The organism is Zongyangia acetica (assembly GCF_038739695.1).
GTDB lineage: Bacteria > Bacillota > Clostridia > Oscillospirales > Ruminococcaceae > Zongyangia > Zongyangia gallinarum.
Genome location: NZ_JBBEWN010000007.1, coordinates 99,263 through 115,357, shown reverse-complemented (window position 1 = coordinate 115,357; position 16,095 = coordinate 99,263). Strand labels below are relative to the sequence as shown.

General features: G+C 54.8%; 13 protein-coding genes. 1 reads left to right on the top strand and 12 read right to left on the bottom strand.

Going from position 1 to position 16,095, the window contains the following annotated elements; all coding sequences use genetic code 11:
- Window positions 1-17: 17 nt before the first annotated feature.
- From npdG to polA, 12 genes are all read right to left on the bottom strand, one after another.
- Window positions 18-662, bottom strand: coding sequence for an NADPH-dependent F420 reductase (gene npdG, locus WGC32_RS08005; RefSeq protein WP_191481350.1), 645 nt, complete (start codon window positions 660-662; stop codon window positions 18-20).
- A gap of 28 nt (window positions 663-690) precedes the next feature.
- Entirely contained in the window at window positions 691-1,689 is a 999-nt protein-coding gene (locus tag WGC32_RS08000) for an LLM class flavin-dependent oxidoreductase (protein ID WP_342681320.1), read from the bottom strand.
- An 18-nt stretch (window positions 1,690-1,707) separates the two neighbouring features.
- Window positions 1,708-2,970, bottom strand: a complete 1,263-nt coding sequence (locus WGC32_RS07995) for a threonine synthase (protein WP_342681319.1) — start codon at window positions 2,968-2,970, stop codon at window positions 1,708-1,710.
- Between the two features lie 15 nt (window positions 2,971-2,985).
- The gene (locus WGC32_RS07990) at window positions 2,986-4,176 is read right to left on the bottom strand and encodes a Xaa-Pro peptidase family protein (protein WP_342681318.1); all 1,191 of its coding nucleotides are present in this window, start codon (window positions 4,174-4,176) and stop codon (window positions 2,986-2,988) included.
- A 145-nt stretch (window positions 4,177-4,321) separates the two neighbouring features.
- Window positions 4,322-5,332: an LLM class flavin-dependent oxidoreductase gene (locus WGC32_RS07985; RefSeq protein ID WP_342681317.1), complete on the bottom strand. Its 1,011-nt coding sequence runs from the start codon at window positions 5,330-5,332 to the stop codon at window positions 4,322-4,324.
- A gap of 100 nt (window positions 5,333-5,432) precedes the next feature.
- On the bottom strand, window positions 5,433-6,776 hold the full coding sequence (locus tag WGC32_RS07980; RefSeq protein WP_342681316.1) for a cytosine permease: 1,344 nt from the start codon (window positions 6,774-6,776) through the stop codon (window positions 5,433-5,435).
- Between the two features lie 106 nt (window positions 6,777-6,882).
- A complete protein-coding gene (locus WGC32_RS07975; RefSeq protein ID WP_191481344.1) occupies window positions 6,883-7,266 on the bottom strand; it encodes a Rid family detoxifying hydrolase in 384 nt (127 codons plus the stop codon).
- Window positions 7,267-7,293: 27 nt separating this feature from the next.
- Entirely contained in the window at window positions 7,294-7,950 is a 657-nt protein-coding gene (locus WGC32_RS07970; protein ID WP_342681315.1) for a helix-turn-helix transcriptional regulator, read from the bottom strand.
- A gap of 345 nt (window positions 7,951-8,295) precedes the next feature.
- Window positions 8,296-10,065, bottom strand: a complete 1,770-nt coding sequence (locus WGC32_RS07965) for a phosphoenolpyruvate carboxykinase (GTP) (protein ID WP_191509332.1) — start codon at window positions 10,063-10,065, stop codon at window positions 8,296-8,298.
- A 137-nt stretch (window positions 10,066-10,202) separates the two neighbouring features.
- Complete coding sequence (gene tsaD, locus WGC32_RS07960) at window positions 10,203-11,231, bottom strand: tRNA (adenosine(37)-N6)-threonylcarbamoyltransferase complex transferase subunit TsaD (RefSeq protein ID WP_342681313.1); 1,029 nt, start codon at window positions 11,229-11,231, stop codon at window positions 10,203-10,205.
- Between the two features lie 18 nt (window positions 11,232-11,249).
- A complete protein-coding gene (gene rimI / locus WGC32_RS07955; protein WP_342681312.1) occupies window positions 11,250-11,765 on the bottom strand; it encodes a ribosomal protein S18-alanine N-acetyltransferase in 516 nt (171 codons plus the stop codon).
- Window positions 11,766-12,227: 462 nt separating this feature from the next.
- Complete coding sequence (gene polA, locus WGC32_RS07950; RefSeq protein ID WP_342681311.1) at window positions 12,228-14,825, bottom strand: DNA polymerase I; 2,598 nt, start codon at window positions 14,823-14,825, stop codon at window positions 12,228-12,230.
- Between the two features lie 161 nt (window positions 14,826-14,986).
- Between polA and dusB the strand changes: the two genes are divergently transcribed.
- A complete protein-coding gene (dusB, locus tag WGC32_RS07945; RefSeq protein WP_342681310.1) occupies window positions 14,987-15,976 on the top strand; it encodes a tRNA dihydrouridine synthase DusB in 990 nt (329 codons plus the stop codon).
- Window positions 15,977-16,095: the final 119 nt, after the last annotated feature.

Genomic DNA, 16,095 nt, shown 5'->3' with positions numbered 1-16,095 from the left:
TCTCCTTTGCTATCCGGCTAAATTCCGGTTAGTCCAATGCCGATATGCCCCCGTTTATAGCGTTTGTTCATGCCGATGATCATGGGAGTCAGCCCCTCGACGGTACGGGCGTTGAGAAGACTGCCCGCGTCAAAGCCCCGCAGGCCGATATCCTCTGCCAAGCCGATGAGTGTGTTCTTTGCCTCTTCATCCTCGCCTAGAATCAGGGCGTCACCTTTGACCTCTTTTTCCGGATTTTCCAGCATGGCCGCCGAAACAGTATGGAAAGCCGCTACTACCTTAACGCCCTCACCCAGCGCCGCCTGGGTCTGCTGGGCATTGGAGCCCTCTGCCGGCGCTTCGTAGCGCAAAGGTTTAAAGCGCAGGGGGATGGTCACATCCACCACAATTTTCCCCTGAACCAGTGGTTTAATCAGCTCCAGCACCGCCGCTCTGGCGGCGTCGGGGACGGCCAGAACCACAATGTCCCCTGCCTGGACAGCGTCTTCGTTGGCAAGGCCTCGGGCATTCTGTCTTCCGGTCATCTCATTGATCCGGCCGGCCGCTTCCTCCGCCCGCTCCTTCTGCCGGGAGCCGATGACAATCTGATGGCCAGCTTTGGCCCAACGGTATCCTAAGCCAAAGCCCAGATCCCCGGTGCCTCCTACAATCACAATATTCATAAGGATTTCCTCCTTCGTTTGCTGTGTCTTAGTCGAGTACGTATTTGGAGATGATCTGCAGGGATTCCATGGGATCTATCCCCATGACCTCGAAGGCCACCGGGTTGTCCACCCCGGCCTCGTTGAGGGCCTTCAGTTTTGCTTTACACTCGTCGGGATCCCCGGCGATGGCCAGCAGGTCCACCATCTCGTCGGTGACAAGCTCGGTGGCGAATTTCCCCTTCATAACCCCTTCCTTAAAGGGCATAATCTGCTCCTCTGTCATGCCGGTGCAGGTCAGGATGGGGTGCACGCCGTGGATGCCCACGAATTTAGCGATCACTTCTTTAACCGCCTGTTTTGCCTTCTTGGAGTCCTTGTCCACATGCATGGGGAAGTATGCGGAAATTTTGATCTCACTGGGATCCCTTCCCGCCTCTTTCGCGCCGGCCGCGATGTGCTCCTTGGCATAGGCTACATAGGGAAGGCTTGTCATGGTGGAGAGCAGAACACCGTCCGCAATCTGTCCGGCGATATGCAGGGCTTTGGGTCCCTTAACACCCAGATAGACTGGCAGGTCTTTGCGGTAGGGGACGAAATCCAGCTCTACATCCCCGGTTTTGAAGATTTCTCCGTCGAATTTCACATGGCCCTTGCCGATGAGTTCTTTAATAATCATAGCACACTCTTTGGTGGATTGGATCGGTTTTTTAAAGGGGATGCCCGCCATATCCTCCATCCAGCGCTTGTTGGAGCCTCCAAGGCCCAGGATGATGCGGCCTTTGGAAATGGCGTCCAGGGAAGCGCTCTCCATGGCGGAGAGAACCGGATGGCGGGTAAAGGGGTTGATGACGCCGATACCGATCTGGATTTTGGAGGTCTGCACCGCGCAGGCCGCCGCTGTGGAGAAAGCGCCGCCATAGAAATAGTCCTCCGCAATCCAAACAGATGCAAAATCATTGTCCTCAGAAGCTTTGACCAGTTTCATAACGGTGTCGCAGTCGTGACCGCCGTAAAATCCGAAGCCTAAATTATAGGGATTTGCCATAATAGATTACTCCTTTCTCTATTTCATTTCATATCCGTAATTTTCTTTCAACGCTTTGGCAAGCTCCTCAAAGGTGGGCTGAATGGTGGGCACTGCCGGCAGATGCTCCGCCGTGGTGGCGGGGTCTTTCAGCCCGGTAGAGGTGATCACCGCGACCGCCTTATCATCAGGCCCGATCTTTCCAGCCTTAGCCAGTTTCTCAATAGCTACCAAAGAAGTGACCGAAGCAGCCTCCCCATAAATCCCTTCTTCCCGGGCCAGCCGCAGCTGCATGGCCATGGTCTCCTCATCAGAGCTGGTCTCGGCGTAGCCTTTCGATTCCTTCAGCGCGGCATAGCCTTGGTAGGTACCCTGGGGTCCGGCGATGGAGAAGGAGATAGACCACTCGGAGGGGACTACTACCGGCCCATCGGCGTTTTCTTTCAGGGACTGTTTCAGGGAACCGAAGACTTCTGAAGCGATCATCTTTGTCTTTTTCTCAGAAACACCGATGGTCTGTAGATCCTTAACCCCTTTCCAGACGCCGTAAAGGCCGTCGGAATAAGCGGAGGGAACAGCGATAAACTCAGGCAGATCCCCCAGCTGCTCATACAGTTCAAAAGCGATGGTCTTATATCCGTCGATGCCAAAACAGTTGCTGCCAATGGGCGGGGACATATATCCGCTGAGAGGATACCAGCCCTTCTCTTTGACACAGGCCTTCATGATAGTCCAGCGGTCGATGGGCTGGGGAGTCACCATGACATAGGCCCCAAAGGACTGCATGAGTGTTTTCATGGTTGTGGGGACCTGGGGCAGGGTAAAGATGACGCAGGGCTTATCCGCCGCAGCGCTGTAAGCCGCCGTGGCCGCACCGTGATTTCCGGTAGAGGAAACGGTGACCACCGGCCGTTTTTCCTGGACAGCCCGGGTCACTGCCACGCTGCACAGCCGGTCTTTATAGGACCAGGTGGGATTGACCGACTCATTTTTCAGATAGAGGTGATTTAGCCCCATGCTTCTGCCCAATTTCTTTAGGTGGAGCAAGGGAGTGTCCCCTTCCCCCAAGGTGACAGGCTCTGTCTCGGGCGCGATGGGAAGAAATTCACGGTGTTTCCACAGCCCCTTTCCCTTGGCGGAGAGGAACGTCTCCTTGGCTTTGGCTTTATCGCCAAAGTCATAGACGGTTGTAAAATTCACATTGATGCCCTTGGCTCCGCAGACAGGGCAGGCGTCGAAAGCCTCCTCCAAGGTGCCTTCATAGCCGCATTTGATGCATTGAATTCCCAGATAATAACTCATAGCTTACTATTCCTCCTACAGGCTCAGTTTGATCAGTTTCCGGGAGGACTTGGTTAAATACCGGGCACTGTCTTTCTCTACGGCCACCGTATCCTCTACCTGGACACCGCCCCAGCCGATTTCATAGTAGGGAGTCTCCACATTCAGGGTCATCCCTTCCTGGAGGACGGTCTTATCTCCAGGTGCCACAGACGGCGGATCATAGACCTCAATGCCAATGCCATGCCCGCAGTGATGACGCTGATAGTGGCGCATCTTCTCCTGGGTTGTGCGCAGGGCAATCTGGAAGATTTCTTCCGCCGTCACGCCGGGACGGATGGCGTCAATGGCCTTTTCCTCCCCCTCCAAGATGGCGGCATAATAATCTTCCGCCTTTTGATTATTGCCCACAACAACAGTCCGGGCAATATCGGAACGATAGCTTTCATAGATACAGCCCAGGTCAAAACGGATCACGCTGCCATCCTTGACTACCTGGGTCCTAGTGTTGATGGTATCAGAATAGGCCGCCCGCTCATCAATGGTGATGACGCAGAAGAAGGGTAGAGCCCCTCTTTTTCCACAGCCCTCGGCAAAAAGCCGCGCGATTTCGTATTCGCTCATTCCCAGTTTGATTTGATCGATAGCCTCATACATGGCATCTTCCGCAATATTGGCGCTGCGTTGGATCAGGGCAATCTCATCCGGATGCTTAATTAGCCGGATCTGGGAGAAAATCCCCGCCGCCGGGATAAGCTCGTGATGGGGCAGCTCCTGCTCCAGCCATTTCCAGGCGGTAATGGGGGTCCGGCTTTCATCCAAGCCGATCCGGCCGCCGGTAGGGCACGCCGCCAAAATCGCTGATTTCAGCGCTTCGATAGCGGAAGGATAACGGTACTGAATGGCTTTTTGCAGCTTCTCCCCCAAGGGGCCAATCCCCTGGTCGCAGTAAGAGAATTGGAATCCTCCCACAGCCAGAATCTCATCTACCTGGCCCGCCTCCAGCAGGGTGGGGACATCAGAAGCGGATGTGACGATGGTTTTTTTGTCCTTCGCCAGGTTATACACCAAATAGGACTGGGTTTTGCTCAGAATCTGCTGCCCTACATTGTCAAAGCCGCAAAGATAATAGATATTCTCCGGCAAAGAGGCCACCAACAGGTCCAAGCTGTTTTTTTCCATTTGGGAACGGGTCCGTTCCCTTTTAAACACAAGCAAACTGCTCATAGGCTTTCCTCCGCGCCGCCGCACCCGGCATAATTTCTCCATGTGCGGTAGATTCAAAAAGGGATTCTATAAAAATGCGGCCGAACTTAGCCGGCCGCATGATTTGCCAGCGGCAGGGTGATGTACCACACACCGGCAATATTGATCATTTGAAGTTTGGCATAACCTCTTCCGAGAACAGCTGCATATCCTCGATGAAAGAATCGACGGTATTTGCGGCAAACAGCATGGCGGAGCAGGTGGTCACGCCGGCTTCTTTATATTTCTGGATCTGCTCGGAAATTTCATCCGGTGTGCCGATCAGGTTTCGCTCCATATAGTTGCTAGCGTCCTGATCCTTTAAGGTAGATTTCTTCAGGCTCACCAGGTGTTTATAGAGCTGGGAGCTTTCAAACTTCTTGCAGGCTTCCTCTTTAGTCCGTGCAATAGAGATGGAAAGCTGAGGCGCAATGTCGATATCCTTGATGTCCCGGCCTTCAGCCTCGCACAGTCTGGCGATATCCTCTACGCCAGCCTTAATTTCACCAGGGGTCAGTACGGCGGGCAGCCAGCCGGTGCCATATTTCGCAACCCTTCTACGGCCGTTGGGGTTGTTTCCACCGATGTAGAAGGGGAAGGGATCCTGAACCGGCTTAGGATAGGACTGTACCCCTTGCAGGTCAAAGTATTTGCCCTTCATGGTTACCCGTTCCTCTTTAAACAGGCGAGCAACCATCTCCAAAGACTCGTCCAGCATCTCGCCCCGGTTGACACCCTGGGCGGCCGCGCCTTCCATAGCTTCGAACTCTTCGCGGTATGCGCCGATGCCTACACCAATGATGGCGCGCCCACCGGAGAGCTGATCCAGAGTGGCCAGTTCTTTCGCGATGATAGCAGGATTGCGGAAGGGGAACACCAACAGGGCGGTAGCTACCTTCAAAGTCGTGGTGTTTTCCGCAATGGCAGCCAGGGTGATCAGGGGAGCGTAGTAGTTGGGGGCGCAGCCGAATTCCTCGCTGACATAATGCTGGGTGGAAACATGGTCATTGCCCCACACAGAATCAAAGCCCAACTTCTCTGCCGCTTTGGCCATTTTAATATTGTCCCGCACATGGGCGAAGGGGATGGGGTACATAAGCCCCTCGGTGCCGGTAGGGATACCAATACCAAATTTCATAAGAACCTTCCTTTCACCGGCCCGCGCCGGTTATTGAGATTTTTAAGAAAGACACACCGGGCGGACAAACTCCTGCCCGGTGTGCGACAGCAAATCTAAATTATTTCCCAGAAGTTTCTTCTGCAACCGCCATGGTGAAGGTTTCACCCTTGGTGCTCTCTTTGTTCTTAAAGATGAGTCCGATAATGGCATAGATAACGATAGCGGAAAGCAGACCGATAATAGCCGGAATGGTCACGTTGGAAACCTTAGCAATGACAACGGCCAGGATCCAGGACACAAAGGCGGTCCAACGGAAGCCAGAGGGCATAAAGACTTTCTTCTTATCCCGGTGGATAATCCAGAAGTGGGCGATAATAATACCGGCAAAGGGAGGCATAACGGTGCCGATAAAGTTGAGCCATACCACAAACTTGGAAGCCAGGCCCAGCATAGCGACTGCAACCGCAATCAGGATAGAGATGACGGTCCAAACAGGCTTGCTTACCTTAATGTGAACCATTTCACTGAGGTTTGTAAACGCCAGAGCCGAGGAGTAAAGGTTGCTGTTGGTGGTGGTCCACAGGGCCAGGGCTAGGATGATAATGCCGGGGATGATCAGGCCCAGGATGGTCATGGTCTGGACAAAATCGCCAGTACCGGTGGCAACAGAGGACAGGACTGCCACGGCCTCATAAAGTCCGGAACCCAGGATATAACCTGCGAAAGCGCCCAGGATAACATGGGAGGCCTTTTTGCAGTAACGGGTAACGTCGGAAACCAGGGCGGCGCCGGTAACCCAGGTGGCGATGGCCGCGCCCATAGCGGTGGAGAAGGAGATGGGCTCCTCAGGCTGGATGGCGAAGATAGCGCCTAAGCCGCCGCCATGCATTATAGTACAGATGAACAGGACAATCAAAAGGATCCACAGAGCCGGGCTGGCAATGGTGCCAACGATAGACAATCCCTTAAATCCAAAGAGTGCGGCCGCGCCAACCAGGATAGCAAACACAATGACCGCAATCCAAGACGGGATCTCTGGCACCAGAGAATGGAGCGCGTCGCCAAAAGAGTTGAGCAGGACGCCGATGAATCCCATAGAAAGAATACCCATGAGCAGGGATGAAATAATCGAACCTTTCTTACCAAAAACAATACGGCCAATAGAATAGGTGGTCAGACCAGTGCGATAACCGATGAGGCCGACGAAAACGGCAATAAGCATCAGTACCAGGTTGCCGGCGAAAACAGCCAGGATGCCGTTTCCTGCCGTACTGCCGGATCCGATGGTACCGCCGGTCATAAAGGCGCTCAGGGAAATACACCAGCCGATCCAGACGGTGGCGGTGGCGATCAGGCTCCGGCGTTTGTCCTTGGGGACAGTATCCAGAGAGTAATCGTCCTGAATGTCATTCTGGATGTCGCTCGTTTGTTTCTTAACTTCTTTGACTTCGTTTGTACTCAATGTTCTCCCTCCAGTTGAAAAAATAAATTTGTATCTCATTACCTCGCCTCTAAAGCCCAATAAGAAGGCTTTATCATTACCTGCTGTAGGCAAAATGCGGGGCAAATTAGCCTTGATAAGCCACCAATTCAATCTCAACCATAGCAGCTTTAGGCAAGGCTGCTACCTGGAAAGCAGCTCTAGCCGGCAGAATGGCGCCATTAAAATACTGGGCGTAAATCTCATTGACAGTGGCAAAATCCCCCATATCAGCCAGAAGCACTGTAGTCTTAACCACATTGTCAAAGCTCATGCCAGCCTCTTCCAAAATTGCCTTCAAGTTTTTGAACACCTGATGGGCCTGGGCCTGAATGCCGCCTTCCACAACAGCGCCTGTCTTGGGATCAATGGGCACCTGACCGGAAACATAAAGGAAATCTCCCGCCCTCACCGCTTGGGAATAAGGGCCAATAGCGTCTGGTGCATTTTTAGTACAAATTTCTTTTTTCATGGGAACAGCTCCTTACCTGTTTGAAATTCAAATCTCCTTCAGGTAACGGTAAACGGTCTGCTCGGATACATCCAGCGCTTGGGCGACTTCACCTACTGCGCCTTTGAGTAAAAACGCTCCTTTACCCTGGAGAGTTGCGACAACTTGTTTTTTCTTCTCAATGGTCATGCGGGAAGCGTCCACCGCATAATCCCCCATGGCAGTCTGGACCATTTGGGAGAGCATTTCTTCAAAGGAAGACGCAAAACTTTCTCTCTGCTCCTGATCCTCCCCATCTTGTATAGCAGTTGTACCCGAAAACATCAACATTCCATCCAATTGCTGACGAACCCGCAGGTAGGGCGAGATGTCGATGTTGATACAAAACATGCCGATCAAATTTTTATCTTCATCTTTTATAAAATAGGTGGACGAACGGAAAATTCTTCCGTCTTCTTTCATCTTTCCGGTGTAATTGGTGATGTAATCTCGGTGTTCATATTCTTTACCATGGATCAGCCCCAAGGCAAAGTCGGTAATCGTTCCTCCTAGTTTTCTTCCCGTTAGGGTGTGATCGCTCAAAGCGATGATAGATTTTTCCAGGTGACGGATATCGTGGAGCACTACCTCCGCATTTTCTCCAAACACCTTTCCTATAAATTTGACAAAGGGGATGTACATTTGCAAAATGTCATCTGCTGTCATTATGTCTTTCCTCCCGATTTTATTAGGGCAGGCCGGCCCTGATTATGTGCAACGAGATAGAAAACTTGTGCCGCCGGCTTATGGAGGAATTATACTCCTATGGATTTAATAAAAAATTATTATCTCAATAAATTATTATTATAATACCTGGTTGCACAGAGTATGTCAATAGACAAAACAGCCTATTTTTTATTAAAATCTCGTCGTTATGCCCAATTTTCTCCTGCTGGAATATCATTTCCTTGTATTTTTTCAAAGTTCCTACCCTGTGGTGAGAATTTTTTCTCACCACAGGGTATTAAAAAAGGCGGTACGATTTGTACCGCCTTTTTGCTAGAAACCAGCTTATTTGTTCAGGTTTTCTTCCAGAACCGCCAGCTGATGACGGAGTTCCTCCGGCAGTTTGTCGCCGAATTTTCCATAGAACTCATGGATGCCCTTAGCTTCCTCTTTCCAGAGGTCGACGTCAACATCCAGCAGGCCCTTGATGGTATCCAGATCCAGGTCCAGGCCGTCGATGTCGATATCCTCGGGCTTGGGCTCGTAGCCGATGGGGGTCTCTACTGCGTCAGCTTTGCCTTCGCAGCGGTTGAGAATCCACAGCAGGACACGCATGTTGTCGCCAAAGCCCGGCCAGATGAAGTGGCCTTCGTCATCGGTGCGGAACCAGTTGACGTTGAAGATCTTGGGAGCTTTGTCGCCCAGCTTCTTGCCCATGTCGATCCAGTGCTGCCAGTAGTCGCCCATATGGTAGCCGCAGAAGGGCAGCATAGCCATGGGGTCACGACGAACAACACCTACAGCGCCGGTTGCAGCTGCAGTTGTCTCAGAAGCCATGATGGAGCCCACAAAGACACCGTGGTTCCAATCGCGGGACTGGTAAACCAGGGGAGCAGTCTTTGCACGGCGGCCGCCGAATACGATAGCGGAAACAGGAACGCCTTTGGGGTTGTTGAATTCTTTGCTGATGCAGGGGCAGTTTCTCGCCGGAGCGGTGAAACGGCTGTTGGGATGAGCGCCCTTGGAGCCGTCGGTGCAATCCCACTTCTCGCCCTTCCAGTTAATGGCGTTCTTCGGCGGGTTCTTGTCCAGGCCCTCCCACCAAACAGTGTTGTCATCCAGGTTGTGGACAACGTTGGTGAAGATGGTGTCGCTTCTGGTGGTTGCCAGAGCGTTGGGGTTAGATTTCTCGTTGGTGCCAGGTGCAACACCGAAGAAACCGTTCTCCGGGTTGATGGCCCACAGGCGGCCGTCAGCACCGATGCGCATCCAGGCGATGTCATCGCCGACGCACCAAACTTTGTAGCCCAGATCCTGATATTTCTTGGGAGGAATGAGCATAGCCAGGTTGGTTTTACCGCAAGCAGAGGGGAATGCAGCTGTGATGTATTTGATTTCGCCCTGGGGATTCTCAATGCCCAGGATGAGCATATGCTCTGCCATCCAGCCTTCCTTCCAGCCCTGGTAGGAAGCAATTCTCAGTGCGAAGCACTTCTTGCCCAGCAGCACGTTGCCGCCGTAACCAGAGTTGACGGACCAAATGGTGTTGTCCTCGGGGAAGTGGACAATGTATCTGTTTTCTTCGTCCAGCTGTGCCTTGGAATGGAGGCCGCGGACAAAGTCGTTGGACTCATCTCCCAGGTGTTTGAAAGCGTCGACGCCCATTCTGGTCATAATGTCCATGTTGAGTACAACGTAAATGGAGTCGGTCAGCTCAACGCCTACCTTGGACAGCTCGGAACCGATGGGGCCCATGCAGTAGGGGATGACATACATGGTACGGCCTTTCATGCTGCCGTCAAAAAGTTTTCTCAGTTTGGGATACATGACCTTCGGGTCTTCCCAGTTGTTGGTGGGACCTGCATTTTCTTTTTCTCTGGAGCAGATGAAGGTTCTTCCCTCCACCCGGGCCACGTCGTTGATCGCTGTTCTGTGCAGCAGGCAGCCGGGCAGCTTCTCTTCATTAAGCCGCTCCATTTCGCCGGTGGCAATCGCCTGATCCCGCAGCTCGCTGAGCTGCTCCTCGCTTCCGTCCAACCAGACGATCTTGTCCGGTTTTGTCAGGGCCGCCATCTCGTCGACCCAGTCAAGAACATTCTTGTTTTTTGTAAGCATTGTCCTATCTCCTTTCGCCGATTGCTTTGGCAATCGGATATAAGCAAAAGTTCCACAAGTACCATTATAAACGGTATGTCCAGGGTTTTCAAGAAAATATTGTTACATTCTTATCAAATTTTCAAAACCGAAACAAATTATACCTCTTTTACCCCAGAAATCTGGTCAATTGGTAGGCTGGCACAGGCATTTAACGCCATATCCGCCACATGTCCGGCCAGAAATTCATGGTAGGCCTGGGCCCCCACCATGGCCGCATTGTCGGTGCAGTAAATGGGGGAGGGGACAGTCAGGGTATAGCCCCTGTCGTCGCACAGCTTTTGCAGATATTCCCGAAGGCCGGAGTTGGCGCTGACGCCTCCTGCCAGAACAATCCGGCGGTAGCCCAGTTCCTGGGCCGCCAGCAGCAGCCGGCCGGAGAGAATCTCCACCACCGCCTTCTGGAAGGAGGCGGCCAGGTCATCCCGGTTGTACCCTTCCCCTTTCTGGGCGCAGTTGTGGATCAGGTTAATCACCGCTGTTTTCAGCCCCGAAAAGCTAAAGTCATAAGGGCTTCCCTCCACCTTAGGGTGGGGGAGTTTGTAGGCGTCAGGGTTTCCCACCTTGGACGCTTTATCAATATAGATGCCTCCGGGATAGGGGAATCCCATGGCCCGGGCCGCCTTGTCAAAGGCTTCTCCCGCCGCGTCGTCCCGGGTCCGGCCCACAATCCGGAAATCGGTATAATCCCGCACCTCGATAATATGGCTGTGCCCTCCCGAGGCCACCAGGCAGAGGAAAGGGGGGACAAGATCCGGATGTTCGATATAGTTGGCGGCAATGTGGCTGCGGATATGGTGGACGGGGATAAGAGGCTTTCCCGAGCCAAGACAGAGCCCTTTGGCATAGTTTACCCCCACCAGCAGGGCCCCGATGAGCCCTGGATAAGCGGTGACAGCCACAGCGTCCACCCCGTCCAGGGTAAGGCCTGCCTCCGCAAGGGCGGAGGTGACCACCCCGTCAATGGCCTCACAGTGTCGGCGGGATGCAATCTCCGGCACCACGCCGCCGTAAATTTTGTGCTCCTCCACCTGGGATGCGATGATAGAAGAAAGGACCTTCCTTCCGTCTTCCACCACAGCGGCGGCGGTCTCGTCGCAGGAGCTTTCAATGGCTAATATCTTCAAAGGTTTTCCTTCCTTTCTTCATTGAGCTGGCGTGAGGAACTCGGCTCCATGCACCTGTTCGGGGAATGCCCGGTCGTGCCAATAATCCTTGGTCATAATCAGGGCGTCCTCTTTTGGCTTCTGGTAATAGCCAGGCCGAAAGCCTACCTGGACAAAACCCAGCCGCTCATACAGGGCAATGGCCCCGGCATTGGAGGCACGAACCTCCAGCGTCACCAGGCGCAGATGGTTTTCTTTTGCAAAGTGAAGCAGCGTCTCCATGAGGGCACGGCCAATCCCCCTTCTCCGGCAGGAGGGACACACCGCCACGTTGGTGACATACCCTTCCCCCACAATGTTGTGCATCCCCGCATAGCCTGCTACCCGGCCTTTGGGATCCAGCGCCACATAAAAAGCCGCCAAGGGGTTGGTCAGTTCATATCGCAGCCCATTTTCATGCCATGGGGTGGAAAAGCACTCCCTTTCCAGCCGGGCCACCTCTTTGATGTGGGAGCCTTCCATCTTTACAATCCGGATTCCTTCTACAGCTTCCATACCATTTCCGTCCTTTGTCCTCAATTGTATTTTTAGCTTCGGTAGGCGGCAATTCGCGCCCTAAATTTTATTTGCGACACCGCCGCGGCCCATGCGATTTTGTCTCGAACAACACCACAGCGCGACTTGGCTGCGGACACTGTCCACCGGTAGGTGGCGCGCCTGGAGGCGGGTAATCCGCGCCCATGGCTTTGATCGTGACACTGCCGCGGCACACGCGCCTGGCGGCGGGCAATCCGCGCCCATGGCCTAGCTAAAATCACCGCCGCGCTGCCCGCGACTAGCGGCGGGCAGGTCGCGCCCATGGCTTTGATCGTGACACTACCGCGGCACACGCGCCTGGCGGCGGGCAATCCGCGCCCATGGCCTAGCTAAAATCACCGCCGCGCTGCCCGCGACTAAGTTACCCATTGCGCCACAGCGCGACTTGGCTGCGGCGACTCGCCGCCCGCCGGCAGGTGGTCAGCCCTTGGCAGCCAGCCAGTTTTCCCCGGCGTGGACATCCACCTCCATGGGGACCTTGAGGTGAACAGCATTTTCCATCTCCTCTTTGAGGATGGCAGAAGCCCTGTCCACCTCCTCCGGCGGAGCGGCCAGAATCAGTTCGTCGTGGACCTGCAGGATCAGTTTTGTCTGTAGTCCCGCTTTTTCCAGGGCCTCGCTGACCCGGACCATGGCGATTTTGATGATGTCTGCCGCTGTGCCCTGAATGGGGGTGTTCATGGCCACCCGCTCTCCAAAGTTGCGCATATTCCGATTGGAGCTGGAGAGCTCCGGCAGATACCTGCGGCGGCCCATCAGGGTTACCACATAACCGTTTTCCTTGGCAAATTCCTTAATATTCTTCATATACTGGGCCACCCCGCGATAGGTGTCCAGATAGCCTTTGATATAGCTGTCGGCTTCGGCTACGCTGACCCCAATGTCCTGGGAAAGGGAGAAGGCGCCGATGCCGTAGACAATGCCGAAATTAACCGCCTTGGCCCGGGAACGCATGAGGGGCGTCACCTCCAAAGGGGTCAGATGGAATACCTGGGCCGCTGTCTGGCGGTGGATATCCTCATGGTTGCGAAATGCCTCGATCATATGCTCATCCTCGGCAATGGAAGCCAAAACCCGCAGCTCGATCTGGGAGTAGTCTGCGTCGATGAGGGTCCAGCCCTTAGGCGCGGTAAAAAACTTCCGCAGGGTGGAGCCCAGTTCGGTGCGCACCGGGATGTTCTGCATATTGGGCTCGGTGGAACTGATCCGGCCGGTCCGGGTTTCGGTTTGGTTAAAGCTGGAGTGAATCTTGCCGTCGGGCTGCACTGCCGCCAGCAGCCCGTCCACATAGGTGGATTTCAGCTTGGTCAGCTTCCGGTATTCCAGAATATCCTCAATGATGGGATGCTTTCCCCGCAAGGATTCCAGCACATCCGCATTGGTAGAATAACCGGTCTTGGTCTTCTTCCGGGCGGGCAGCTCCAGCTTTTCAAAGAGGATCACCCCCAGCTGTTTGGGGGAGTTGATGTTAAAGACCTCCCCGGCAAAGCCATAGATCCGCTCCTGTAAGGAGAGGATGTCCCTATCCAGGCCCTTGCCAAACTCCGCCACCCCAGCGGTATCGATGTCAAAGCCCACATGCTCCATCAGCGCCAGCACCCGGGAGAGGGGCATCTCAATCTCAAAGAGCAGCTTCTCCTGGCCGTTTTCCTGGATGGCGGCCAGCAGGGACGGATACAGCGCCAAGGTCATGGCGGCATCCAGGGCCCCCCGCTCGTCTTTGCGCTCCCCGGTCAGCAGGGGCACCTTGGCGCCGTACTGGGAGGAAAGCATGGTCAGGTCATAGCTTGCCGAGGTGGGGCTGAGCAGATAGGCGGCCAGGGAAACGTCAAAGGCCAGATTGTCCACCCTGTAGCCCCGGCTGATGGCGTGGTGATGGAGGGTCTTGCCATTGTCGGTGATGATTTTCACCTGATCCGCCTGCAAAATCTGATCGATGGAGGCGGTGTCCTCGGTGTGATAAACCCTTTCAGCTGTGGCGGCCCAGGCTTCGGTGATTTCTTCCCCCTGACTCCGTACACAGAGGGAGAAAGGCTCTGCCTCTCCCAACAGCGTCTTTAACGCGGCGGCGTCCAGCTCCTCTACAGGGATGGAGGCCACCGACGCTTCTTCCGTCCGCTCCTTTGGCGCCGGCGCGGAGACCGCTTCAGCCCGCAGCCCCAGCCGCTGGATGGTGGAATACATCTCCAGCTTGGAGAGAAGCCGCACCGCGGCTCCTTCGTCCGGCTCTCCCCGGACATAGCAGCTGGCTCCGCACTTCACCGGCGCATCCACGTCGATGGTGGCCAGGATCTTGCTCATCTGAGCGATGCCCTGGGCGTCCTGGAGCTTCTTGCGGACGCCGGGTTTTAATTCGATTTCCTCAAAGTGCTCAAAGATATACTCAATGCTCCCAAAGCGGGAGATCAGATCGGTGGCGGTCTTCTCCCCGATGCCGGCCACTCCGGGAATGTTGTCGGAGGTATCCCCCATGAGGGCTTTGACATCGATAAACTGCTTGGGGGTGACGCCGTACTTGGCTTTGACCTCCTCGGGGCCGTAGACGGTGTATTCCGCTTTCCCCATCTTGGTAGCGGCCAGCAGCACCGTGACCCCATCTCCCACCAGCTGAAGGGAGTCCCGGTCCCCGGTGGCGATGACGCACTCGTCCCCATCGTTTTTGCAGTGCTGGGCCAGGGTGCCCAGGATGTCGTCGGCTTCGTAGCCCTCTTTTTCCACAATTTTATAGCCCAGGTCGGCCAGCAGCTCCTTGACTAAAGGCAGCTGGACCGCCAGTTCCTCCGGCATCCCCTTTCGGTTGGCCTTGTAATCGTCAAACATGAGATGGCGGAAGGTGGGGGCCTTCAGGTCGAAGGCAAAGGCCACCGCATCCGGTTTCACGTCCTCCATGAGTTTGAGCAGGATATTGACAAACCCAAAAATGGCGTTGGTATAAACGCCGTCCTTATTCGAAAGCAGCCGGATGCCATAAAAGGCCCGGTTGAGAATGCTGTTGGAATCCACTGCCAGTAATTTCATAGCTTCACCTCATCTGCGGCCGGGCAAGCTCTCGATTTCGCCGCCTATTTACCTCTTGGGTAGAAATGGTGCCCATACGAAAGATATTATACCACATTTGTTGCACCTCTCCCACAAATTTGCTAGAATTAATTTTACGCATCAAACAAAGGAGACTATCCATGGAATATATCACCATCGGCAACGTGAAAATCGATAAAACCGCTACCCTGGCCCCCATGGCCGGGGTGGGAGACCGCGCCTTCCGGCAGGTGTGCAAGGAGTTTGGCTGCGCTTATGTGGTGGGGGAAATGGCCTCCTCCAAGGGACTGACCTACTCGGACAGAAAGACCAAGTCCCTGCTCACCGTCACCGACAGGGAGCGGCCTATGGCGGTCCAGCTCTTCGGGGACGAACCCGCCACCCTGGCCGAAGCCGCCCGGCGGGCCATGGAATTTGACCCCGACATCATCGACATCAACATGGGCTGCCCCGCCCCCAAGGTGGCGGGCAACGGCGGAGGCTCCGCCCTGATGAAGCACCCGAAGCTGGCCGGGGAGATTGTGGCCGCCGTGGTGAAGGCAGTTCCGGTGCCGGTGACAGCCAAATTCCGGAAGGGCTGGGACGAGGAGCATGTCAACGCCGTGGAGTTTGCTCAGATTTTGGAGGGGGCGGGAGCCGCCGCCCTCACCATCCACGGCCGGACCCGGCAGCAGATGTACTCCCCGCCTGTGGATATCGGCATCATCCGCCAGGTCAAGGAGGCTGTCTCCATCCCCGTCTTTGGCAACGGAGATGTGACCAGCTTGGAAGGGGCCCTGGCTCTGTATGAGGAAACCGGCTGCGACTGTGTGGCCATCGGCCGGGGCGCTTTGGGCCGGCCTTGGATCTTCGCCCAGATCCGGCGGTATTTCGAGGACGGCACCGTTCTGCCCGAGCCCGATCTGCCCCAGAAGATGGAAACCATGCTTCATCAGATGCAGCTGGCCTGTGAGTACAAAGGGGAATACACCGCCATGCGGGAGGCCCGGCGCCACTGTGCCTATTACATGCACGGGCTGCGGGGAGCCGCTTCCCTGCGGCGGATGGCAGGCTCCCTCCGGGAGTTTGCCGACGCCCAACGGCTGGCGGAGGAGGCGCTTCGGCTTAATCTGGATACCGCGGATCAGTAAGGCAAAAGGCTCCAGCACGAGATAACAGTGCTGGAGCCTTTTGAACACAAAGAGCCGGTCCCGAAGGACCGGCTCTTTGTGTTTGGAGAATATTTTGAGAAGAAGAAGTATTCTTTCGA